Source organism: Streptomyces sp. NPDC088725 (assembly GCF_044751305.1).
In the GTDB taxonomy this organism is placed as follows: domain Bacteria; phylum Actinomycetota; class Actinomycetes; order Streptomycetales; family Streptomycetaceae; genus Streptomyces.
On sequence record NZ_JBIVLO010000010.1, the window covers coordinates 117,623 to 139,684 of the forward strand.

18 protein-coding genes and 1 pseudogene are annotated in these 22,062 nt (G+C 69.7%); 8 read left to right on the forward strand and 11 right to left on the reverse strand.

What is annotated here, in order from left to right; all coding sequences use genetic code 11:
- Window positions 1-186 precede the first annotated feature (186 nt).
- On the forward strand, window positions 187-756 hold the full coding sequence (locus ACIP6N_RS23960; protein WP_401818570.1) for a protoglobin domain-containing protein: 570 nt from the start codon (window positions 187-189) through the stop codon (window positions 754-756).
- 159 nt (window positions 757-915) lie between these two features.
- Window positions 916-2,061 (forward strand): lactonase family protein, encoded by a 1,146-nt coding sequence (locus ACIP6N_RS23965; protein WP_401818572.1) that lies wholly within the window; start codon window positions 916-918, stop codon window positions 2,059-2,061.
- A 177-nt stretch (window positions 2,062-2,238) separates the two neighbouring features.
- Here the strand turns inward: ACIP6N_RS23965 and ACIP6N_RS23970 are convergent, their stop codons facing one another.
- Window positions 2,239-2,832, reverse strand: a complete 594-nt coding sequence (locus ACIP6N_RS23970; RefSeq protein WP_401818574.1) for a short chain dehydrogenase — start codon at window positions 2,830-2,832, stop codon at window positions 2,239-2,241.
- A 259-nt stretch (window positions 2,833-3,091) separates the two neighbouring features.
- On the opposite strand from ACIP6N_RS23970, the gene ACIP6N_RS23975 reads away from it, so the two are divergent.
- Window positions 3,092-3,232, forward strand: coding sequence for a hypothetical protein (locus tag ACIP6N_RS23975; protein WP_401818577.1), 141 nt, complete (start codon window positions 3,092-3,094; stop codon window positions 3,230-3,232).
- A 27-nt stretch (window positions 3,233-3,259) separates the two neighbouring features.
- Complete coding sequence (gene lpdA / locus ACIP6N_RS23980; RefSeq protein WP_401818579.1) at window positions 3,260-4,663, forward strand: dihydrolipoyl dehydrogenase; 1,404 nt, start codon at window positions 3,260-3,262, stop codon at window positions 4,661-4,663.
- Window positions 4,664-4,849: 186 nt separating this feature from the next.
- Here the strand turns inward: lpdA and ACIP6N_RS23985 are convergent, their stop codons facing one another.
- On the reverse strand, window positions 4,850-5,557 hold the full coding sequence (locus tag ACIP6N_RS23985; protein ID WP_401818581.1) for an SDR family NAD(P)-dependent oxidoreductase: 708 nt from the start codon (window positions 5,555-5,557) through the stop codon (window positions 4,850-4,852).
- Between the two features lie 102 nt (window positions 5,558-5,659).
- Between ACIP6N_RS23985 and ACIP6N_RS23990 the strand changes: the two genes are divergently transcribed.
- Window positions 5,660-6,499, forward strand: a complete 840-nt coding sequence (locus ACIP6N_RS23990; RefSeq protein WP_401818584.1) for a helix-turn-helix transcriptional regulator — start codon at window positions 5,660-5,662, stop codon at window positions 6,497-6,499.
- 115 nt (window positions 6,500-6,614) lie between these two features.
- Here ACIP6N_RS23990 and ACIP6N_RS23995 read toward each other — a convergent pair whose 3' ends face one another.
- Window positions 6,615-7,283 (reverse strand): alpha/beta fold hydrolase, encoded by a 669-nt coding sequence (locus ACIP6N_RS23995; RefSeq protein WP_401818586.1) that lies wholly within the window; start codon window positions 7,281-7,283, stop codon window positions 6,615-6,617.
- Between the two features lie 164 nt (window positions 7,284-7,447).
- A pseudogene (locus ACIP6N_RS24000) lies at window positions 7,448-7,768 on the reverse strand (alpha-L-rhamnosidase C-terminal domain-containing protein); the annotation flags it as partial.
- Window positions 7,769-8,662: 894 nt separating this feature from the next.
- Here ACIP6N_RS24000 and ACIP6N_RS24005 point away from each other — a divergent pair.
- Window positions 8,663-10,033 (forward strand): DEAD/DEAH box helicase, encoded by a 1,371-nt coding sequence (locus tag ACIP6N_RS24005; RefSeq protein ID WP_401818588.1) that lies wholly within the window; start codon window positions 8,663-8,665, stop codon window positions 10,031-10,033.
- 412 nt (window positions 10,034-10,445) lie between these two features.
- On the opposite strand, the gene ACIP6N_RS24010 is transcribed toward ACIP6N_RS24005, so the two are convergent.
- The 5 genes from ACIP6N_RS24010 to ACIP6N_RS24030 form a co-directional block, all read right to left on the reverse strand.
- Entirely contained in the window at window positions 10,446-11,969 is a 1,524-nt protein-coding gene (locus ACIP6N_RS24010; RefSeq protein WP_401818590.1) for an aldehyde dehydrogenase family protein, read from the reverse strand.
- A gap of 99 nt (window positions 11,970-12,068) precedes the next feature.
- Complete coding sequence (locus ACIP6N_RS24015) at window positions 12,069-13,643, reverse strand: GMC family oxidoreductase (protein WP_401818593.1); 1,575 nt, start codon at window positions 13,641-13,643, stop codon at window positions 12,069-12,071.
- Window positions 13,644-13,696: 53 nt separating this feature from the next.
- Entirely contained in the window at window positions 13,697-15,274 is a 1,578-nt protein-coding gene (locus ACIP6N_RS24020; RefSeq protein WP_401818596.1) for an APC family permease, read from the reverse strand.
- Window positions 15,271-16,740, reverse strand: coding sequence for an aldehyde dehydrogenase family protein (locus tag ACIP6N_RS24025; RefSeq protein WP_401818598.1), 1,470 nt, complete (start codon window positions 16,738-16,740; stop codon window positions 15,271-15,273). The genes ACIP6N_RS24020 and ACIP6N_RS24025 overlap by 4 nt, the downstream gene beginning before the upstream one ends.
- 164 nt (window positions 16,741-16,904) lie before the next feature.
- Window positions 16,905-18,158 (reverse strand): GAF domain-containing protein, encoded by a 1,254-nt coding sequence (locus ACIP6N_RS24030; protein WP_401818600.1) that lies wholly within the window; start codon window positions 18,156-18,158, stop codon window positions 16,905-16,907.
- 561 nt (window positions 18,159-18,719) lie between these two features.
- Here ACIP6N_RS24030 and ACIP6N_RS24035 point away from each other — a divergent pair.
- Complete coding sequence (locus tag ACIP6N_RS24035) at window positions 18,720-19,802, forward strand: fatty acid desaturase family protein (protein ID WP_401818602.1); 1,083 nt, start codon at window positions 18,720-18,722, stop codon at window positions 19,800-19,802.
- 68 nt (window positions 19,803-19,870) lie between these two features.
- Window positions 19,871-20,053 (forward strand): hypothetical protein, encoded by a 183-nt coding sequence (locus ACIP6N_RS24040; protein ID WP_401818605.1) that lies wholly within the window; start codon window positions 19,871-19,873, stop codon window positions 20,051-20,053.
- Window positions 20,054-20,205: 152 nt separating this feature from the next.
- Here the strand turns inward: ACIP6N_RS24040 and ACIP6N_RS24045 are convergent, their stop codons facing one another.
- Both ACIP6N_RS24045 and ACIP6N_RS24050 read right to left on the reverse strand, forming a co-directional pair.
- A complete protein-coding gene (locus ACIP6N_RS24045) occupies window positions 20,206-21,117 on the reverse strand; it encodes a hypothetical protein (RefSeq protein ID WP_401818608.1) in 912 nt (303 codons plus the stop codon).
- A 237-nt stretch (window positions 21,118-21,354) separates the two neighbouring features.
- Entirely contained in the window at window positions 21,355-22,002 is a 648-nt protein-coding gene (locus ACIP6N_RS24050) for a CGNR zinc finger domain-containing protein (RefSeq protein ID WP_401818610.1), read from the reverse strand.
- Window positions 22,003-22,062: the final 60 nt, after the last annotated feature.

The window sequence follows — 22,062 nt, forward strand, 5'->3', positions numbered from 1 at the left end:
GTCGCCGGGCGCGCCAGGGAGGGGCGGTCCTGCTGTGTGGGTTACAGGAAACAGCCGGAGACAACACGAAAATCAGATCGCGATCGGTTCGGGTGATATGCGTGTGACGTCGCGTAGCGTCCCCTTCTGCCGCTCGGTTGGTGTCGCGGCCGTTCTCAACCACCGTGTCGAGGAGGAGAGCCTTACGTGACTGACCACACCCCCACACCGGAACTGGTCACCAGGAATCCCGAGCAGATCCCCGGCTACACGTACGGCACCGACAAGGTCTCACCCTCACCGCTGACGCTCCTGGATCTCGACCGGCTCAAGGAAGCGGTCTGGCTGACCGCGGACGACGAACAGGCGCTGCGCGAGACGGCCGAGGTTCTCGCGGACCAGGCCGAGGGCATGGTCACCGCCTACCGTGCGCGCCTCGGCGACCAGCCGTGGCGGGCAGGCTATTCGGGTCATCCCGACGGCACACCCAACCCGGAGTACAGCGCCGCGTCGAAGCCACGCTTCGACCGGTGGATCATCGACGCCTGCACCCGGCCCCTGGACCAGCACTGGCTGGACTGCCAGCGCGAAATCGGGCTGCGGCACTCGGCGGTGAAGAAGAACAAGACCGACAACGCCGATTCCCTCGACCGTGTCCCGATGCGCTACCTCCTCGCTTTCACCGCTGTCGTCATCGCCACGGCCCGCGGCTTTCTCGCCGCGAAAGGCGCCCCGCTCGAGCAGGTCGACCGGATGCACTCCGCACCAAATCCGTGATGCTTCACGTCACCGTGTGGACCCGCGCGTACATGGACGCCTCCGCCTGGTGAGCCGCGACGGGAGTGGGCGATCCGGCAGCCCACCCGCGCGAGGCGTCCACCGACACGGAAGACGGCGGCGTCCGTCCCCCCGGCCCCAACGTTCAGAAGGAGAACGGTGAAGAACAGTCTCAAGCCTGCCCGTACGGCCAGGTTCGCCCTCGCGGCAGCCGCCTCGCTCGCCACCCTCGTCGTCCCGGCCACCGCGCAGTCCGCACAGCGTTCCAGCCTCTCCGGCACCGCCGTGTTCGTCCAGACCGACAACACCGGCGGCAACCAGATCGTCGCCTACCACCGTGCCCCCGACGGCTCTCTCCACCGGACGGAGACCTACGGCACGGGAGGCAGGGGCGGGGTCCTCACCGGCTCCGTCGTCGACCACCTCGCGTCCCAGGGGTCACTGGCGTACGACCGCGCGCACCACTTGCTCTACGCGGTCAACGCGGGCAGTGACACCATCACGGTGTTCTCCGTCGACGGCGAACGGCTCCACCGGGAGCAGATCATCTCCTCCGGCGGCACGTTCCCCGTCAGCGTCACCGTGCATGAGGACCGTGTCTACGTCCTCAACGCCCGTAAGGGCGGGGCCATCCAGGGCTACCGGCTCACCGACCACGGGCTGCGCCTCATCGAACCATGGCACCGGCCGCTGCGTCTCGACACCGCCACCGCCCCCGAATTCCTGCACACACCGGGGCAGGTCTCCTTCACCCCCGACGGAACGCAGCTCGTCGTCACCACCAAGTCCGGCGGCAACAGCATCGAGGTCTTCAACCTCAGCCGCTCCGGGGCGCCTTCGGACAGACCGGCCGTCAACAGCAAGGAGGGATCGGTTCCCTTCGGAGTCACCTTCGACGCCCACAGCCGGCTGGTCGTCGCCGACACCGGCCCCAACGCCGTGCTGACCTTCCGCCTGCACCGCGACGGGGAAGCCGAACTCGTCGACGACATCCCCACCGCGCAGCAGGCCAGTTGCTGGATCGTCCGCGCCGGCGACCGCTTCTACGTCTCCAACGCGGGCAGCGACTCCCTGTCCGGCTACCGGCAGACACACGGCGCGCACCTCGCGTCACTCGGCAACACCCCCACAAGCCCGGGCACCGTCGACACCGCCGTGACCCCGGACGGCCGCTTCCTCTACGCCCAGACCGGAGGCAAGGGCATCGTGGACGCCTTCCGCGTGAACCCCGACGGCACACTCACCAGGATCGGCACGACCACGGTCCCGGACGCCGTAGGAGGCGAAGGCATCGTCGCGCTGTAGCGGCGGCTGCGGACGGGACGGACGTCCGGAGCGGCACGAGGCCTTGTCCCGGAACCGGCCAAGCGGACAACGGTTCCGGACACGGCCCGGCCCCTCCGGGACGACGCCGGCCGAATCGCTGTACCACCCTTGCCGCAGCCGCTTGTTGATCGCACGCCAGTCGCATGGCTCCGGCATTCAGCGAGATGAAGGGCGTACGACCTGTCCCCGCGTTTCGCCTGTGACAACCTCGGCGTACGTGCGGGCGACGTGGCGTACGGACACGCCTTCCCCGCTGTCCATACCGAGGTCTTCGAGCGTCTCCTTCACCCATCCCGGGCTGACGACGTTCACCCTCAGCCCGCGGGGCATCTCGAGGTCCGCAGCCCGGACGAACGCCTCCAGCCCGGCATTGACGAGTGCGCCGAACGAGCTGCCCGGCGTGGGCTTCTCGAAGGTGCCGCTGGTGAGCGTGATGGACCCGCCGTCCCGTACATGTCCCAGAGCCCGGCGCAGCAGCACCACCTGCCCCAGCAGCTTGCCTTGCAGACCGAGCGTGAACTCTTCGTCGGAAGGGGACGCGAGCGGAGTCAATCCACCACTGGCCGCGCAGCAGACGACCGCGTCCACCGTGCCGACGGTGTCGAAGAGGGCGTCGATCGAGTCCGGTTTTTCCAGGTCGACCCGTGCGCCGCGGTTGCGTGAGGCCCGGATGACCTCATGCTCGGTTTCCAGCCCGTCCGCGACCGCGCGGCCGATGGTGCCCGTTGCCCCGATCACAATGATCTTCATGCGATTCCTTCCGCAGTCGCGTGAGACAGGCCCGTTGGTCCAGCGGTCGGTCGCCCCCGTTCGCCATCGGGCTGTCCTGGTCATGTGACCAACGATCCGGCCGCCGCGCGTAACCGTCCAATACCTGCTTCCATAACGTGGCACCACCGGTATCCGCGGCCCCGCCCGCGGCGCCGCTCCCGGTGGACCCGTACCCGGTGTGCCCCGTACCCGTTGCCCGGGACCGCGCGTACCGTACGAAGCAGGATGCAGACGCACCGTGAACGCCACCCCCGAGGTTGTCCTGGGCGGCTCGCCGGCGGTCCGCGCGGGAGCGGTGGCTGCCGTGGGCGTCGCGGTGCCGGCCGGGTCGTGCGGCCCGGTCGAGGCCGGCGGCGCCGGGATCCGGTCTGCCCGCTGAACGGCTTATGGATACGAGGAGTTGTCGATGGTTGATCACTATGACGTCGTCGTGCTGGGGGCCGGCCCCGGGGGTTATGTCGCGGCCATTCGGGCGTCCCAGCTGGGACTGCGTGTCGCGGTCGTCGAGGAGAAGTACTGGGGAGGTGTGTGTCTGAACATCGGGTGCATCCCCACCAAGGCTCTGCTGCGCAACGCCGAGTTGGCTCATATCTTCACCCGTGAGGCCAAGACGTTCGGCATCAGGGCCGAGGGCGAGGTGCGCTTCGACTACGGCGAGGCATTCCAGCGCAGTCGGCGCGTGGCGGACGGCCGCGTGAGGGGCGTGCACTACCTCATGAAGAAGAACAAGATCACCGAGTACGACGGCCGTGGCACCTTCGTGGACGCGACCAGCCTCCAGGTGGCCCGGGCCGACGGAACCACCAGCACCGTCAGTTTCGACCACTGCGTCATCGCCACGGGCGCGAGTCCTCGTATGCTGCCCGGCACGAGCCGCACCGAGCGGGTGGTCTCGTATCAGGAGCAGATCCTTGACGGGACCCTGCCCGAAAGCATCGTGATCGTCGGTGCCGGGGCGATCGGTGTCGAATTCGCCTACGTCTTGCACAACTACGGCGTGAAGGTCACTCTCGTCGAGTTCCTTGACCGCATCGCCCCGCTGGAGGACGAGGAAGTCTCGGACGAACTGGCCCGCCAGTACCGCAAGCTCGGCATCGAGGTCATGGCCTCCACGCGCGTCGAATCCATCGACGACTCCGGAACCCAGGTCCGGGTGAACGTCCAGACGAAGGACGGAACCGGGCAGACTCTGGAGGCGGACAAGGTACTTGTGGCCATCGGGTTCCAACCGAACGTCACCGGCTACGGCTTGGAGAACACCGGCGTCCGGATCACCGAGCGCGGCGCGATCGAGGTGGACGGACGCTGCCGCACCTCGGCACCGGGGATCTACGCCATCGGCGACGTCACCGCCAAGCTCATGCTCGCGCACGCGGCGGAGGCGATGGGGGTCGTGGCGGCGGAGACCATCGCCGGCGCGGAGACCATGGAACTGGACTATCCGATGATCCCGCGCGCCACCTTCTGCCAGCCGCAGGTCGCCAGCTTCGGCTGGACGGAGGCGCAGGCGCGGGAGAAGGGCTTCGACGTACGGGTCGCGAAGTTCCCCTTCGCCGCCAACGGCAAGGCCCACGGCCTGGGCGACGCCACGGGCTTCGTGAAGATCCTCAGCGACGCGACGCACGGTGAACTCCTCGGCGCGCACATGGTGGGCCCCGACGTCACCGAACTCCTGCCGGAACTGACCCTCGCCCAGCAGTGGGACCTCACCGTGCACGAAGTCGCCCGCAACGTCCACGCCCACCCCACGCTCTCCGAAGCGGTCAAAGAAGCCGTGCACGGCCTGGCCGGACACATGATCAATTTCTAGCGCCGCGACGGGACGCCCGTCGGCCGGGAAGGGCACGTGGCCGTGGAGGCCCCTCCCGGCCTGCTCACCACGGCGGTGCCCACGTGCTCCTGGTGCACCGCGACCACCGGCACCGGCACTCACCTCGTGGTCAGAGGCGACGGCACCGACACCGAGGTTGATCCCGCCGCCGACATCCGGTCCCGATTACCAGGGAAGAGCGCCCTCGGCGTCGAAGTAGCCCCCGGTGGGGCCGTCCGGTTCCACCTGAGCCATGCGCACGATGATCTCCGCGCCCTGCTCGACCGTCTGCACGCCCGTGTTCCCGTTCAGATCGGTCTTGGTGAAACCGGGCTCCACGGCGTTGATCCGCATGTTCGGGAACGCCTTCGCATACTGCACAGTGATCATGTTGACCGCGGTCTTCGACGCCGGATAGGCAACGCCCGGGTAGGCGTACGCGGGGGTGCCCGGAGCGGAGAGCCCGGTCAGCGAGGCCAGGCCGCTGCTGAGATTGACCACCACCGGGGCGGCCGAGCGCTGCAACAGCGGGAGAAACGCGTGGGTGACGCGTACCGTGCCGAAGACGTTCGTCTCGAAGGTCTGCCGCATCAGGTCGGCGGTCACGTCCGCGGCGCCGATCACGGTGTTGCCCTCGCCCCTTTCCTCGATACCCGCGTTGTTGATCAGTACGTCCAGCCCGCCGTCAGCTGCGACGGCCTTGGCCGCGGCCTCCACGGACGCGTCGTCGGTGACGTCGAGCTGGACCGCCCGCGCGCCCAGCTGTTCGGCGGCCCGGCGTCCGCGCTCGGCGTCACGGCTGCCCAGATAGACGGTGTGACCCGCGGCGATGAGCCGGCGGGCGGTCTCGAAGCCGAGCCCCTTGTTCGCTCCGGTGATCAGTGTGGTTGTCATGTCTCCACGATGCGACGAAGCGGCGCGGTCAGCCAGACGTCCCGTCTTCCTGGGACTGCCGGTACCAGGCAGTCACCCGTCCGGCGGTGCACACTGGACAGCATGGCGACGGCGGAATTCGGCAAGGCGATACGGCGCCGCCGCGACCGGGTCTCACCCGAGACGGCGGGGCTGCCCGCAGGCGGACACCGCCGCGCGGCAGGGCTGCGCCGCGAGGAGCTCGCCCTGCTGGCCGGCATCTCCGTCGACTACGTCACCCGCCTCGAACAGGGCCGGGCGACCAACCCGTCGGCCCAGGTTGTCGAAGCCCTGGCCAGGGCACTGCGCATGGTCGGCGCCGAGCGCGAGCACCTCTTCCGGACGGCCGGTCTCGTGCCCCCGGGGCCGGACACGGTCCCCGCGTACATCACCCCGAGCGTCCAGCGCCTGCTGGACAGGCTGACCGGCACTCCGGTGGGGGTCTATGACGCGGCCTGGACGCTGCTGATGGCCAATCCCCTCTACGCGGCACTGATGGGCGACCCGTCCGCGTGGCGCGGCAACGAGCGCAACGGTGTGTGGCGCAATTTCCTCGGCCCCGGCAGCCGGGTCCGGCACACTCCGCGCGAGCGGCGCGCGTTCGAGGCGTCCCTCGTCGGCGATCTGCGTGCGACCGCGGGTCGGTACCCGGCCGACCAGCGACTACGGCGCCTGGTAGCGGAGTTGCGCACGAACAGTGACCGGTTCGCCGAGCTGTGGGACGCGGGCGCCGTCGGCCGTCAGGAGGCCGCGCGCAAGACGGTCGAACATCCGGAGGTGGGCCCCCTCACACTGGACTGCGACGTGCTCAGTGTGCGGGGCAGCGACCTGCGCATCATGATCTACACCGCGGAGCCGGATACTCAGGACGCCGAACGGCTCGCGCTCCTCGCTGTTCTCGGCACGCAGACACTCGTCGGATAGCCACGCAACCGGGCGTTCGCGGGCGGCGCCGGATCAACGTGACGGTGGCTCAGGCCGAACTCCCATGGTCAGTACGGATCATGTGACGCGGGCTGCCTGAGGTGCCCGATGCGGCTCAGGGCAGATACCGGACGAGCCGGTCGGCCAGATCCAGCGGGTGCGACAGTGCGGCCAGATGGCCCCCTGGGGTCTCGTCGGTGTCGGTTCCGAGACGGTCGCCGGCCACACGGCGCTGGAACTCCAGTGGGAAGAAGCGGTCCTGGGCTCCGGCCAGAACGCGCGTGGGTACGTCCGGCCAACGTTCGATGCCGCAGGGCTGGCTGAACGCGATGTCGGCCTCGGCCCGCTCGTGAGCCGCTCCGGCGGCGACCACCTCGGGCGGAACGTCGTGCAAGAAGTAGGTGGGCAGGTCGAATTCGACGCTGTAGCCGCCCGCTTCGGCCGCCGCGACACGGGCCGCCGGGGCCCCGGTGTTGTCCCACCACTGTCCCGGCGTCTCGGCCGGCAGCGGGATCATCGCATTGACCAGTACCAGCAGATCGACCGGCACGCGAGCGCAGACCATGGGGGCGGTGAAGCCGCCCATCGACTGAGCGACCAGTACGACATCACCGCGATCACCGATCACGTCCGCCACAGCGTCGGTGTACTCGGGCAGCCCCGCCGACTCGTCGTCGCCCGGCAGATCGACGGCCGCGGCCTCGTAGCCCCGGGCCCGCAACGTGGACACCACGCGATGCCAGTACCAGGCCGCGCCGCCGGCCCCGGGAATGAAGACGAACATGAGCGCCCCTCGCCTTGATCCGATGGTTTCTCACCCTATGGGACTGACGGGAAGGCCGAGAATCATCGGTCGGCGCGTGCCGCCCCGGCCCGGCGTCGCGTGCCGCCCCGGCCCGTAACCTGGCCACGGCAGCGCGCGTCGCCCCCACCAGTCTTGTACGGCTCTCAGCCGGCGGCTCCTCCCGTCACAGTGCCGGCGCCGGCGAAGTGCCAGTGGCCCGACCCGACCGCATAGCTGGCGCCGTCACCATCGACGCGCAGCAGCTTCGCGCCGAGTGCGGCGCCGATGCCGTCGTCTCCCTGGCCCTGGCCGCCGGCAAGCGGCACAGTCACCGTCGCGGTTGTCCCGATGGGGACGGTGACGTCCAGCTCGAACCGGTCGTCGGCAGTCCTGGTCCAGGACGTGGCGACGGTGCCGTGCACGGTGTCGATGGAAGCGGACGCGTGCGCGAGAGTGCCGGGGATCCGCGGGGCGATGGTCACGGTGCTGTAGCCCCGGTCCTGTCAGTGTGATGCCGCCCAACGCGGTGTAGAGGGAGGCGTTGATCCCGGCGAACATGGCGTGGTCGTGGGTCTCCATGTCCGAGCTGTACATCCACTGTTCCCAGGAGCTGGTCGCGCCCTTGCCGATCTCGAACCCGAAGCCCGGTTAGGTGCGTTGGTCCAGAATCCGCATCGCCACATCGATACGGCCGATACCGGAGAGGGCGTCCATGAGGTAGCGGGTTTGGCCACGGGGCCGGTGGCACCCTGTCGTCCCGATGCTCCCTCGCCACTGCCGGCCTCGGTCTCCCCATCGTCGCCCATAGCTTCAACTCCCTCTCTCTGAAGGCTCTTTGGAAGCGTCTCGGCTAGCGCGCAGGGATGTCAACGGGAATATGTGACGTGCCGTCAAGGCACTTGTCCGCCGGTACTCGAAGTGGTGACAGACTGATCGGCGGGCAGGCACCGAGTCTCAGCCCGGCGAGTGACAAGAGCCTGCCGCCGATGACAGCGGTGAACCGGTGGATGCCGAGGTGAGGGAGGGCCAGTCCGCCGGCCGCGCCCCAGCAGCCGATCATGCGGCCGGCGTCCGTGCAACCGCCATGTGACCGTGGACATCGGAGTCGAGTACGTAGCCGGTCCCTTACCCGACGTCATCATGGGGCTGGCCGAGTGTGGCGACGGCACGGTGCTCGACGTCCGTCCCTCGCAGCTCGGGTCGGGTCCGAGCGCTGCCCCCCGGACGAGGTCGGTGACAAGAGCGGGCGTACCGACGGGACCGGAACGCGCCGGGGTCCCCGCTGGTAATCTGGTGGCACGCTTCGAAACCGTTGGGGCCCGTACCGAGGGGTACGGGCCCCGGCGCGTTCCGGCGCCAGACCGAGGAAGGGTCCCCCCATGAACGCGAAGCCGCCGGCCCCGAAGGGCGAACTCACAACGCCGCAGGAGGCTGGCCTCGGCCTGCCGCCGGTCGAGTCCTTCGACGCACTCGGGCTGCCGCCGAAACTTACGGCGACGATGACCCGCCTCGGCGTGACAGAGCCCTTCCCGATCCAGGCGGCGACCCTGCCCAACGCGCTGGCAGGGCGTGATGTCCTCGGCCGTGCCCGGACCGGCTCCGGCAAGACGCTTGCCTTCGGACTTGCGCTGCTGGCGCGGACGGCGGATACGCGGGCTGAGCCGAAGCGGCCGCTCGCACTGGTCCTGGTGCCGACCCGGGAGCTCGCACAGCAGGTGAGTGACGCGCTGGCGCCGTACGCGCAGGCGCTGAACGTGCGGCTGGCGACGGTGGTGGGCGGGCTGGCGATCAACCGGCAGGCGGCGCTGCTGCGGACCGGCGCCGAAGTGGTCGTCGCGACGCCGGGGCGGCTCGCCGACCTCGTATCGCGCCGGTCCTGTGATCTGCAGCAGGTGCGGATCACCGTACTGGACGAGGCGGACCAGATGTGCGATCTGGGATTCCTGCCGCAGGTCTCGGAAATTCTGGACCAGGTCCGCCCCGACGGACAGCGGCTGCTGTTCTCGGCCACGCTGGACCGCAATGTCGACCAGTTGGTGCGGAACTATCTGCACGAGCCGGTAGTAGCCTCGCTCGACCGTGTGGCGGGCTCGGTCACCACGATGCATCACCATGTACTGAACGTGCACCCTGCCGACAAGTACGCGACCGCGACCGAAATCGCCGCGCGGGACGGCCGGGTCCTGATGTTCCTGGACACCAAGGCCGGCGTGGACCAGTTCACCCGGCACCTGCGGGCCAGCGGCGTGCGGGCCGGCGCCCTGCACGGCGGGAAGTCGCAGCCCCAGCGCACACACACGCTCGCGCAGTTCAAGGGCGGCGAGATCGCCGTGCTGGTGGCCACCAACGTCGCGGCGCGAGGCATTCACATCGAGGCTCTCGACCTCGTCGTCAACGTCGACCCGCCGGCTGACGCGAAGGACTACCTGCACCGCGGCGGGCGTACGGCTCGCGCCGGGGAGTCCGGGAGCGTGGTCACGCTGGTCACCCCGAACCAGCGGCGGGATGTGAACCAGATCATGACCGACGCCCGGATCCGGCCGACTGTCACCGAGGTGCGGTCCGGCGAGGCGAAGCTGACCGCCATCACCGGGGCGAAGCGCCCGCCGATCGAAGGGAAGGGCAGCGGCAACGCCCCCTTCCGCGGCATGGGCACTCGTCCGGGCCGCCCCAAGGAGTCCCGCAGAGCGGCCGACGCCCGCAAGACGGCGGAAGCACGCGCGGCGGCCCGGGTACGCAAGGGCCGCTGACCCGGGCGGACGTACCGGAAGGGGACCGAGCGCCTCCGAGGCCGCCGTCCGTCCGAGCACCGGTCAGTGGCCGCTGCCGAACATGGGCGAGCACTTCGACGAAGACGACCTTGAGGATGCCGGCACCGGCGTGGTTGTGCTGCGGGCGAATGGTCTGTACCGCGGTCTCCGCTGCGGCGTCGCCGATTCGCTTTGCAGCGGGCCGGAGGCGGCCAACTGCTTCGGCTCCTCGCTCCGCGGAGCGGTCATGCGTGACGGCAACTCACTTACGGGGCCTGCCCGGAGGTGAGGGACGGGCCGCGCTTCGACACACGCGACGTACGGCGTGGCACGTCGCCGCTTTGCGCAGGATCTCGCGGGGCGAAGGGCGCCTGACAGGTGAACTACCTGGTCAGGCGCCCTCTTTCGGCGTCTAGAAGAAGCCCAGCTTCTTCGGTGAGTACGACACCAGGAGGTTTTTCGTCTGCTGGTAGTGGTCGAGCATCATCTTGTGGTTCTCGCGGCCGATGCCCGACTGCTTGTAGCCGCCGAAGGCGGCGTGTGCCGGGTAGGCGTGGTAGCAGTTCGTCCATACCCGGCCCGCCTGGATCGAACGGCCCGCGCGGTAAGCGGTGTTGATGTCGCGGGTCCAGACTCCCGCGCCCAGTCCGTACAGGGTGTCGTTCGCCGTTTTGATCGCGTCGTCGAAGTCGTGGAACGACGTGACCGCGAGGACGGGGCCGAAGATCTCTTCCTGGAAGATCCGCATGCGGTTGTCGCCCTCGAAGATGGTGGGCTGTACGTAATAGCCTCCGGCCAATTCGCCTTCGTACTCGATTCGCTGACCTCCCGTCAGCAACTTCGCGCCCTCCTGCTGACCGATGTCCAGATACGAAAGGATCTTCTGGAGCTGGTCGTTGGAGGCCTGGGCGCCGATCATCGTGGTGGTGTCCAGGGGGTGGCCCGGCACGATGGCCTCGGTGCGGGCCACGCCCGCTTCCAGGAACTCGGCGTAGTTGCCGCGCTGGATGAGGGCGCGCGACGGGCACGTACACACCTCGCCCTGGTTCAGGGCGAACATGGTGAAGCCTTCGAGGGCCTTGTCGCGGAAGTCGTCGTCGTGTGTCCAGATGTCGTCGAAGAAGAGGTTCGGGCTCTTGCCGCCCAGCTCCAGCGTGACCGGCTTGATGTTCTCGGAGGCGTACTGCATGATCAGCCGCCCCGTCGTGGTCTCGCCGGTGAAGGCGACCTTGGCGACGCGCGCGCTGGAGGCGAGCGGCTTGCCCGCCTCGACGCCGAAGCCGTTGACGATGTTGACGACGCCCGGCGGCAGCAGGTCCGCGATCAGGCTCATCCAGAAGTGGATCGAGGCCGGGGTCTGCTCCGCCGGCTTCAGCACGACGGCGTTGCCGGCCGCGAGCGCGGGCGCCAGCTTCCATGTCGCCATCAGGATCGGGAAGTTCCACGGGATGATCTGCGCGACCACACCGAGTGGTTCGTGGAAGTGGTACGCGACGGTGTCGTCGTCGAGCTCGCTGAGAGAGCCTTCCTGGGCGCGCAGCGCTCCCGCGAAGTAGCGGAAGTGGTCGATGGCCAGCGGGATGTCGGCGGCAAGGGTTTCGCGTACCGGCTTGCCGTTCTCCCAGGTCTCGGCGACCGCGAGTTCTTCGAGATGCGCCTCCATCCGGTCGGCGATCCGGTTGAGGAGGGTGGCCCGCGCCTCCGGCGACGTCTTCGCCCAGCCGGGCGCCGCGCCGTGTGCCGCGTCCAGCGCGCGCTCGACGTCGTCGGCCGTGCCGCGTGCGATCTCCGTGAAGGGGCGGCCGTTGACCGGGCTCGGGTTCTCGAAGTACTGGCCGCGGGCGGGCGGTACGTACTCGCCCCCGATCCAGTGGTCGTAGCGGGACTGGTACGACATGAGTGCGCCGTCGGTGCCTGGAGCTGCGTAACGGGTCATCTCTGCTGGCCTCCCGGAATCCGCGCCGTCCGCCGTTGGGCGGCGCCCGGGCCGAGGCTAGGGGCCGGGAGGTTGCGCGCACGTTGCGCTGCCATGGCGTCAGAATCCCTCGCTCCACGTCTCTTTGACCATGTCGGCGCACTTCTCGCCGATCATCATCGTCGTGATGCACGGATTGACGGCGGGGAGGAACGGCATGACGGACGCGTCGGCCACCCGCAGCCCGGCGACGCCCTTCACCCGCAACTGCGGGTCCAGTGGCGACTCCTGGTCGCCGATCGCCCCCATCCGTACCGTGCCCGCCGGGTGATAGACGGTGTTGTGCGTCTCCCGGATGTACGCGAACAACTCGTCGTCGGTCTGCGCCGCGGGCCCCGGCGCGAGTTCCGCGCCGGTCCACCCGGCCATCGGAGCCCGCGCGGCGATCTCCCGGGCGAGCCGCATCCCGTGGGTCATCACCCGGATGTCGTGCTCGTGCGTGAAGTAGCGCGGGTCGACCTTCGGCTTGTCCCGGAAGTCACGGGTGCGCAGCCGGACGGTACCCAGGGACCGCGCCCGGGTGACGTTTGGTGTCAGACAGAACGCGTTGTCCGTCGTCGGGTAGCCGCGCCGGTAGGTGTTCAGGTCGAACGGCACCGAGCCGTAGTGGAACATCAAGTCGGGCCGGTCCAGGCCGGGTTCCGTGTCCGCGAAGATCCCGATCTCCCACCACTGGGTGGAGGAGGTGACCATGGGCTGCTTCGCCTCCCACATGATCACACCCTCCGGGTGGTCCTGGAGGTGGGAGCCGACACCGGGGGAGTCCACCTCTACCTCCACGCCGAGTTCACGCAGATGCGCGGCGGGCCCGATGCCCGAGAGCATCAGCAGCTTCGGTGAGTCGATGGACCCGCAGCTGACGATCACCTCGCGCCGGGCGGCGACCTCACCGCTGTGGATCGTGTCGGGCTCCAGGTATTCCACCCCCGTGCAGCGGCGGCTGTTGTCGAACAGCAGCCGCTTGGCCTGGAGTCCGGTGCGGACCTCGAGGTTCGGCCGGCCGAGCGCCGGGTGCAGGTACGACACGGAGGCGGACGAACGGGTGCCGTCCTCACGTGCGTTGATCTGGAACCAGTGCGCGCCCCTCACCACCGTCGGGCCCGCGTTGAACGGTGTGAGAGGGATGCCGCTTTCGATACACGCTGCCAACAGGGCTCTTCCGCAGGGGTCGTTGGGCGGAACCGTACGGATGGTCACCGGGCCGGATCGGCCGTGGTGGCCACCCGGCGCGTCGTTCGTCTCCAGCCGTCGGTAGAGCGGAAAGCAGTCGGCCGCGCTCCAGCCGGTGAGCCCGAGAGCGCCCCACTCGTCCAGGTCCTCGGCCGGCGCCCAGAAGGCGATGCAGGAGTTGTGCGAGGAGCAGCCACCGAGCACCTTGGCGCGGGCGTGCCGCATGAAGCTGTTGCCGTTCTCCTGGGGCTCCACCGGATAGTCCCAGTCGTACCCGGACTCCAGCAGGGCCATCCACCGGTCCAGCGCGAGGATGTTCTCGTCGCCCACGTCCGAGGGGCCGGCCTCCAGCACACACACCGTGACGCCCGGGTCCTCGGACAGCCGGGCCGCGACAACGGCGCCGGCCGTGCCGCCACCGACAACCACGTAGTCGAATTCGTGCACAGGGTTCGGCGTGGACATCGCTGCTCCTGATTCGGTGGGACTCGACGAGCCCCAGTGGGATCCGGTGGGTTTCAGGGAGTGCTGATCGGCGGGTCTTCGGCCAGAGCGCGGTGTGCGTCGAGCACACCGGTGTGCCTGCGCTGGACGAACCAGTAGTAGGCGAATCCGCCGCCCCCGACGATCGCCAGGAAGAGGAGCGCGCTCCAGCGCAGGTACCAGTGGTGTGGCGGGGTCGCGTTGTAGACCTGGTTGCGCGGCCAGGCCAGGTTGACCGACATGGCGAACCCCCAGAGCACCGCGAGGATGTTCACGGGCAGCCCGAACCTGCCGAGCGAGAAGTGCCCCTCGGCCGACTGCCGGTCGCCTCGCAGCCGTTTGATCAGCATGGGCGTGGTGACCAGCAGGTACGCCACATAGATCATGATGATCGCGATGCTCGTGATCACCGAGAAGATCTGCGGCTGGTCGATATTGATCACCAGGACGACGACGGCGACCACACCGATGATGATCGCCGGCAGGACGGGTGTCTTGAAGCGCGGGCTGACCCGCGCGAGCAGCGAGGACGCCGGCAGGTTGTTGTCGCGCGCCATCGCGAACGCCAGCCGGATGCCCGCGGCCTGTACGGCCAGTTCGCAGACGGTGACGGCGATGACCACACACCACAGCACGATCTCGCCGATGGTCGAGCCCAGTGTGGAGAGCACCACGAACTGCAGCCCGTCCTTGGACAGTTGCCTGGAACGCAGATCGGGTACGGCCAGCAGCGCGAACAGCAGGATCAGCCCGCCGATCAGGAAGGAGGCGCAGAGCGCCCGCAGGATCGCGCGCGGCCCGTTGCGGCTGGGGTTCACGGACTCCTCGCCGAGCGAGGACGCGGTGTCGAACCCGTACATCACATAGGCGGAGGCCAGCGAGGCGGTCAGGAACGCGCCGAAGTAGCCGAGCGACTGTCCCGCGCCGAAGCCGTTCGTCCGCACGATCGCGCTGGGACCGCGGGTGATGTGCGCGGCCAGCAGTCCGATCAGCACAACGGCGGCGATCAGCTCGATCATCACACCCGCCGAATTGATCGTTGCCATCAGTTTCACACCGAAGGCGTTGACCAGCGTGGTGAAGATGATCAGTACGGAGCCGAGCAGCACGGCGTTCTTCGCCGTGTCGGTGCGCCCCGCGCCGGTCCCGACGAACTGGAACACCGAGGAGATCTGCGGCAGCGTCACCTGGTAGGCGAGGGCCACGGCCGACAGCGACACCATGGTGGCGGTCAGCATCATCCAGCCGCCGAGCCAGCCGACGTGCGGCCCGCCCAGCTTCTTCGACCAGTTGTAGACGGACCCCGCGACCGGGTAGCGGGCAGCCAGTTCGCAGAAGCACAGCGCCACCATCAGCTGGCCGACGAACACCATCGGCCAGGACCACCAGTACCCGGGCCCCGCGAAACTGATACCGAAGTAGAAGAGCTGAAAGGTTCCGGTCAGGATCGAGATGTAGCTGATCCCGGCGGCGAACGTGTGGAAATTGCCGAGCGTGCGCTTCAGCTCCGGCCTGTAGCCGAACGACGAGAGCGAATCGTTGTCGTCCTCGCGCTGAGCCGTGGCCCGTGCCGCGCGGTCTGCTTTCTTCCTGTCGGCATCGTCCTGACTCACTCGAACCAGCCCAGCGGACGTGGGGCAAGATTGCGCCACACGTGTTTCGTCTCCTGGTACTCGGCGAGGCCTGCCGGGCCCAGCTCGCGTCCGAAACCGGACTGCTTCATCCCGCCCCACTCGGCCTGGGGCACGTACGGCTGGAAGTCGTTGATCCATACGGTGCCGGCCCGCAGCCGGGACGCCACCCGGTGGGCACGGCCGGCATCCTGTGACCAGACCCCGGCCGACAGCCCGTAGACCGTGTCGTTGGCGAGGGCGACGGCCTCGTCCTCGTTGCGGAACCGCTCGACCGTCAGGACGGGCCCGAACGATTCGTCGCGCACCACGGTCATCGTCGGAGTGCACTCGTCCAGGACCGTCGGCAGGTAGTAAAAGCCGTCGCTCAGTGCCGGGTCGTCCGGCCTGGCGCCGCCGCAGCGCAGCACGGCCCCCTCGGCCACACCCGCCGCCACGTACGCCTCGATCTTGGCGCGGTGCTTCGCCGAGATCAGCGGTCCGGTGCGGGCATGCTCGTCGAACGGGCCACCCAGGGGAATCACCCGGGCCCTGGTCACCACGTCCTCGACGAAGCTGTCGTGCAGCTCGTCCTGGACCAGCAGCCGCGCGCCCGCCGAGCAGACCTGCCCCGAGTGCAGGAACACCGCCGTCAGCGCGTAGTCGACGGCGGCCTCGTAGTCGGCGTCCGCGAAGACCACATTGGGGTTCTTGCCGCCCAGCTCCAGGGCGATCTTCTTCACGGTCGGCGCGGCGGCGGCCATGACGCGCCGCCCGGTCACCAGACCGCCGGTGAACGACACCATGTCGACCCGCTGATCCTCGCTGAGCGGGGCTCCGGCGGTGGGTCCCGCGCCGAGGACGAGGTTGGCGGTCCCGTCGGGAAGCCCCGCCTCCGTCAGCAGCCGCATCAGCATGATGGCGGTGTGCGGGGTCAGCTCGCTGGGTTTCAGTACGAAGGTGTTGCCGGCGCCGAGCGCGGGAGCGATTTTCCAGGCGGCCTGGAGCAGCGGATAGTTCCACGGGGTGATCAGCGCGCATACGCCCACCGGCTCGTGCACCACCCTGCTGTCCACCCCCGGGTCGCCGGTGTCGATGATCCGGTCCCTGCCGCCCGCCGCCGTCAGATTGCCGAAGTAACGGAAGCAGTTCGCCACGTCGGTCATGTCGAACTCGCTCTCCACCAGCCGCTTCCCGGTGTCCAGGGACTCGGCACGCGCGAGCGAGGGCTTGTCGCGCTCCAGCAGATCGGCGACGCGCAGCAGCAGCCTGCCCCGCTCGGCCGCGGGGGTGGTGGGCCACGGCCCCCGGTCGAAGGCCGTACGAGCCGCCGCGATCGCCGCCGAGGTGTCCCGGGGACCTCCTTCGTCGACGGTCGCGACCAGCGTGCCGTCCGCGGGGCAGCGGATCTCACGCTTCGCCCCGTCGGCGGCGGCGGTCCATGCGCCGCCGATGAACAGCTCCGGCATGGGGGCTCCTGTCGGGTAGGACCTGCGGTCACGTGCAGCACGTTTTGTGGTGATCCATTCACCGAGAGTAAGGATGCCATGCCGTGCGCGCAGTCCGGGACGGGCGGCCGGACACGCGGGACGGTGTCCTGGCCCGGGACGGTGGCCCGAGCCCAGGTGAGGTGTTACGCGCCCTGCCAGGCGTCGAGTTCCCGCACCCGGGCGAGTACGGGTGGTCGCTGCCGGGCGGGGAGCGCGGCGGCCAGGGCCTGCCAGAGGGGCAGGTCGTCCTCGCCCCACGGGCTGTACGCCCAGTCCGCGAGCAGCCCGGGATCGCCACGGGCGATCAGCGCGGCCCGCAACTGGCCGGCGAGACGCCGCCGCAGCCGCACCACCGCGGGCGCCCGCGACCCGGGCAGCAGAGGTCCGGCGTACGCGCTCATGGCGGAGGTCACCGCGCCGGAGGCGAGCCGGCGCGCCACGGCGTCGAAGTCCGTGTCGACGCGCCCGGCCAGCCGGTACGGGCGTGAGAGCAGCAGCCCCGGCCCGAGCAGCGCCCGTAACCGGGAGAGCTCGGCGCGCAGCGTGACCGGCGTGACCGACTCGTCCTCGTAGAGGTCCACCAGCAGCTCGTCACCCGTGACGCCCTCCGGGTGGCGCGCGAGCAGCGTCAGGATCTCGCTGTGTCTGCGGCCGAGGGAGATCTTGCGCCCTTCCGTCACGAGCAGCGCCTCGTCACGGCCGAGCGCCGACAGCTGTACGGACCCGGCGGCGGGCGGCGGCGCGAGCAGCGCGAGCTGCGCTTCCGCCGCACGCGCGACGGCGGTGACGAACGCCAGGCTGTGCGGATGCGCGAGCCGGTCACCGCCGGTGATGTCCACCGCGCCGAGCAGCCGGCCCGTGCGCGGATCGTGGACCGGCGCCGCCGCGCACGTCCAGGCGTGCACGGGCCGCTGGAAGTGCTCGGCGGCGAAGACCTGTACGGGCCGGTCCAGGGCGACGGCCGTGCCCGGCGCGTTCGTGCCCGCTGCGGCCTCGGCCCAGCGGGCCCCCGGTACGAAATTCATCAGACCGGCCTGGCGCCGGGACGCCGTGTGCCCCTCGACCCACAGCAGCCGGCCGTGCGCGTCGCACACCGCGACCAGATGCTCGCCGTCCATGGCGTAGGCGCCCACCAGCTCGCGGAAGAGCGGCATCACCCGGGCCAGCGGATGCCCGTCTCGGTAGCCGGCGAGCGCGTCGTCCGACAGATCGATGCTCGCCATGCCCTCCGGACTGACGTGCGCGCGGGCGGAGCGCCGCCAGGAGTCGGCCACCACGTCCCGTACGGGCCGCTCGACGCGCCCCGCCGTCGCGAACGACTCGTAGGCGCTGCACAGCGCCCCGCGGCGCTTCGCCGGATCGGCGCCCGCCTCCAGAGCCACCCATGCGTCGGTCAACTCGCCCTCCCCGGTCCCCGTTTCACCGGACACGGCCCATCGTCGCCCCAGCGGCCCGGACCGGCAAGCATGCCGTCAGGGTCGGCATGTGGACGGATGCGGGGCGAACGGGACTGCTGCCGAGGCGTGATGACGGTGTGAAAGTTTCGCCGCGCGAGCCCGGACCAGCGGCGATCGCGCCAACGCCACGTGCGCCGACAGCGTCCGTACCGTGAGATGGTGTGGGTCGGAGCCGACGACGGTCAGCGATTCCGGAGATCCCCACGCGCATGTGCCGCGGGAATCCCGCACGCGGCCACGACTCATTCCTCACGTTCGATCACGCGGTCGGAGCCGCCGAAAGCGCCCCACCGCGAAGCCACGCGGGAGCGGCACCTCCGTAAGACCGTCGCTCCAGCCGGGCGGGGTGTACCCAGCACCCCCCGGCCCCGGGCAGCCCCCCGCCGTTTTCCGGGTGGTAGCGCCATGGTCGCTCACCCCGCACCCCCGTACGTTTCATCAGGTCAGCGCGTCATGCGCGACCTTCACCCCAGAGCATCGGCCGACAGACCGGAGACCGACATGCCCCAGGCCACCGCCGCAGCCCTCATAGCGGAGCCCGTCCCTGACCCGGCCGCCGGTCGCACGGCGGGCAGCGACTTCGCACCTCTCCTGCGGACGGTCAAGGAGCAGGGCCTCCTGGAGCGCCGCGTCGCGTGGTACACCCGGGGCATCGCCGTCAACGTCCTCTTCCTGGCCACACTCGTGGCCGCTCTTGTCCTCATCGGCTCGTCCTGGTGGGCCCTGTTCCTGGCGCTGCCGCTGGCCGTCCTCTCCGCGCGCATGGCGTTCGTCGGACACGACGCGGGGCACAGCCAGGTCACCTCCGACCGGGGCCGGGGACGGCTCATCCAGCTCATCCACGCCAATGTGCTGCTCGGTATGAGCCAGGAGTGGTGGAACGACAAACACAACAGGCACCACGCCAACCCCAACCACATCGACAAGGACCCGGACGTCGCCGCCGATATCCTCGTCTTCACCCAGGGGCAGACCGCCGGCCGTACGGGACCGCGCGGCTGGCTCACCCGCCACCAGGCCTGGCTGTTCTTCCCGCTGACGACCCTGGAGGGCATCGCTCTCAAGGTGTACGGCTTCCAGGCCGTCTTCTCCCGCAAGGACGGGACCATGCCGACACGCCGCCGTGTGGTGGAAGGCCTGCTGCTCGCCGTGCATGTCGGCGCGTACGTCACCCTGCTGCTGACCACGCTGAGCCCCGGCCAGGCGATCGTCTTCGCGCTGATCCACCAGATGCTCCTGGGTCTCCACCTGGGGATGGCGTTCGCGCCCAACCACAAGGGCATGGAAATGCCCGACCCGGAGACCAGCGCGTCCTGGGGGCATCTGCGCAGGCAGGTACTGACCTCGCGGAACATCCGCGGCGGGGTGCTCACGGACTGGTTCCTCGGCGGTCTGAACTACCAGATCGAACACCATCTCTTCCCCAGCATGCCGCGCCCTCACCTGCGCCTCGCCCAGCCGCTCGTCCGCGCGCACTGCGCCTCGCTCGGCGTCCCGTACACCGAGACAGGGCTGGTGGACTCGTACCGCCAGGCCCTCGGGCATCTGCACGAAGTCGGCGAACCGCTGCGCGCGGACGCATAGTGGAACTGGTGGGCACGCGCACGCGTTCACCCAGCAGGAGCGGCCACGGCCGCGGAGGAGGCGTCGAAATGTCGACAAGGGCGAAGATCGCCATCGGGGGAGTGGCCGTAGGCCTCCTTCTGTGGCCGCTGATCGGATTCTGGTTCTCGCTGCTGGTGGTGCTCGGAGTGCCCGCGGTGGCGTATCTGATGCTGGATCCCTCGCAGCGTCGCAGGTTGCGAAGGATCAACCGCAACCAGATAGGGCGCTGAGGCCAGGCGGCGGCTCACCGCCGGCGACTGATCGCGGCGCACGGAGAAGCACCGCGGAGCAGGCATCCAGCCCGCGGGCCCGGATCATGCGGCTCGCCGGGCTGGGTGCTGCCTTGTCCCGCGCCTGTCGCACCGCGTGTCGCGTTGCGGGATCAGGACGGGCGTACCGCCATCGCGTCGAGCTCCTGGAGCAGGCGGGGAAGCTCGCTGCCCCGGCCGACCGGCATCACCTCGCCCGGCTCGTCGTCCAGCAGGATGAACGCCATGTCGTCGGTTCTGGCGACGAAGGACCAGCCGGGACCGTCCGCGCGCAGCGTCCGCGCCCCTTCCGGGGCGAAGGTGGAACGTACGCGGCCGGGCGGTGGCGCCGCGTCCACATAGCCGTGCAGTGCTGCGAGGGCCTTCCGCACCCCCGGGTGAGAGGGCGGGGGAGGCCTGTCGGCCTCCGCGTTCTGCTCGGGCTCGGATGTCTGCGGGACCTGCGTGGTCTCGGCAGCTTCCGAGGTCCGTGCTGTCTCCGTCTGCTGTTCCCCGGCGTCGAACTGTTCCCGCCAGGCCGTCCACTGCAAGGCGATCTCGTCCGCACCGAGCCGTCGCTGTGCCGGGCCCCAGATCTCGGTGTCGGGGGGCTCGAGCGCCGGCAGTGCGTCGCCGGCTCCGGGCCCCTCCTGCGAGCCTGCCGCCGGCTCGGGCTTCGGGTCGTGCGGCGCGGGTACGCCGGGCGTCGCCACGGCCAGCGCGAGCGGCCAGCCGGGGAGCGAGGCGACCACCGTGTCGTCTCTGGGAGACAGGTCGTACTCCATACCGCAGTCCCAGGAGGCGATGGCGACCGCGACCAGGGACACGTCGTCAACCACCACCGTCCAGCGAGCGCCGTCGGCGTCCTGGCCGAGTACCAGGCCGTACCCGCCCGCGAACGGTTGGAGACCGAGGGCGCCGCAGGCCCCCGGATAGTCGTCGCCGAGCACACTCGGGAACTGGGCGGGCGTCAGCAGCACCGCTGTCAGTACGTAGAACGCGTCCTGGTCGACGGATTCGCCGACGGCATTGTCCGTTCCGGTCACCGCACCTCCTCCTCCGGGTCCCTTGTCGGCGCACCTTAGCCAGTCGGTAACCCGGACGTCGAGCCTTCGGAAGGAGGCTCTCACCTGCTGAGCAGCCCCAGTGGGCCCGGTGCCACGGTCTGCGGGGACTCGTCCCGTCCCGCGGCGTGCGCCGGACGGCATGACGGGCCCCCGGATCCTCCGCAGGCCGTCTCACGGAGTGCGTGCCCACCATTCCTGGGAGCGGGACCTGCCTCGCTACGGTTTCGGCGCTTGTGCCGGCATGGGCGGTCTGCCGTCGGCGCCCGCGCCGTCCGCGCCGCTCAGCATCCGCTTGCGCAAGCGTGACGCGCGGAGGTTCGCGGCGTTGCCGCAGGTGCGTACGTCGTGCCAGACGCCGCTGTTGTTGCGGGACGTGTCGTAGAAGGACGATCCGCACTCCGGGTTGCGGCAGACCTTGAGCCGGGGCCAGATGCCGGCCCGCTGGGCGAGCAGGGCCTCCGACCAGAGCGCCGACTCGAGCCATCCGCGGCCCGCGCCGACCGGGACCAGCCGTACCTGGCCGTCGGTGTCCGGGACGAGCTGGACGGTGACGCGGTGGCCCGGGGCGCTCGGAGGGGCGGTCGCCTCGCTCTCCGGGCTGCTCAGCAGTCTGGTGAAGATCGCTCTGAGGTCGCGCAGCGGCGCCAGATCCGCGGTGGACAGCGAGCAGTCGACGGGATGCGTGCCCTGGAGAGCCGACCACTCCTCCGCGGCGCCGGTCAGCCACTCTTCGGCGCTTTCCCGGCGGATGAGCAGGTCAGGGGCGTACGTCCTGATCGCACGGGTGTTGATCAGCTCCTGCACCAGGGCGAACCCGTCGGGAGCCTGGCGGACACCGTATCGCTCACTCGCCGACCAAGACATAACCGAATCGTACTTGACTCTGTCGCCGTGTCACAGCAGGCTGAAGGCAGAGGCTATTTA

Bases quoted from the DNA above. Each gene is read 5' to 3' on its own strand.
- ACIP6N_RS24015 (WP_401818593.1), bottom strand. From the start codon at position 13,643: ATGTCCACGCCGAACCCTGTGCACGAATTCGACTACGTGGTTGTCGGT.
- ACIP6N_RS24035 (WP_401818602.1), top strand. From the start codon at position 18,720: ATGCCCCAGGCCACCGCCGCAGCCCTCATAGCGGAGCCCGTCCCTGAC.
- ACIP6N_RS23970 (WP_401818574.1), bottom strand. From the start codon at position 2,832: ATGAAGATCATTGTGATCGGGGCAACGGGCACCATCGGCCGCGCGGTC.
- ACIP6N_RS24010 (WP_401818590.1), bottom strand. From the start codon at position 11,969: ATGACCCGTTACGCAGCTCCAGGCACCGACGGCGCACTCATGTCGTAC.
- ACIP6N_RS24025 (WP_401818598.1), bottom strand. From the start codon at position 16,740: ATGCCGGAGCTGTTCATCGGCGGCGCATGGACCGCCGCCGCCGACGGG.
- ACIP6N_RS24050 (WP_401818610.1), bottom strand. From the start codon at position 22,002: ATGTCTTGGTCGGCGAGTGAGCGATACGGTGTCCGCCAGGCTCCCGAC.
- ACIP6N_RS23990 (WP_401818584.1), top strand. From the start codon at position 5,660: ATGGCGACGGCGGAATTCGGCAAGGCGATACGGCGCCGCCGCGACCGG.
- ACIP6N_RS24005 (WP_401818588.1), top strand. From the start codon at position 8,663: ATGAACGCGAAGCCGCCGGCCCCGAAGGGCGAACTCACAACGCCGCAG.
- ACIP6N_RS23995 (WP_401818586.1), bottom strand. From the start codon at position 7,283: ATGTTCGTCTTCATTCCCGGGGCCGGCGGCGCGGCCTGGTACTGGCAT.
- ACIP6N_RS24040 (WP_401818605.1), top strand. From the start codon at position 19,871: ATGTCGACAAGGGCGAAGATCGCCATCGGGGGAGTGGCCGTAGGCCTC.
- lpdA (WP_401818579.1), top strand. From the start codon at position 3,260: ATGGTTGATCACTATGACGTCGTCGTGCTGGGGGCCGGCCCCGGGGGT.
- ACIP6N_RS23985 (WP_401818581.1), bottom strand. From the start codon at position 5,557: ATGACAACCACACTGATCACCGGAGCGAACAAGGGGCTCGGCTTCGAG.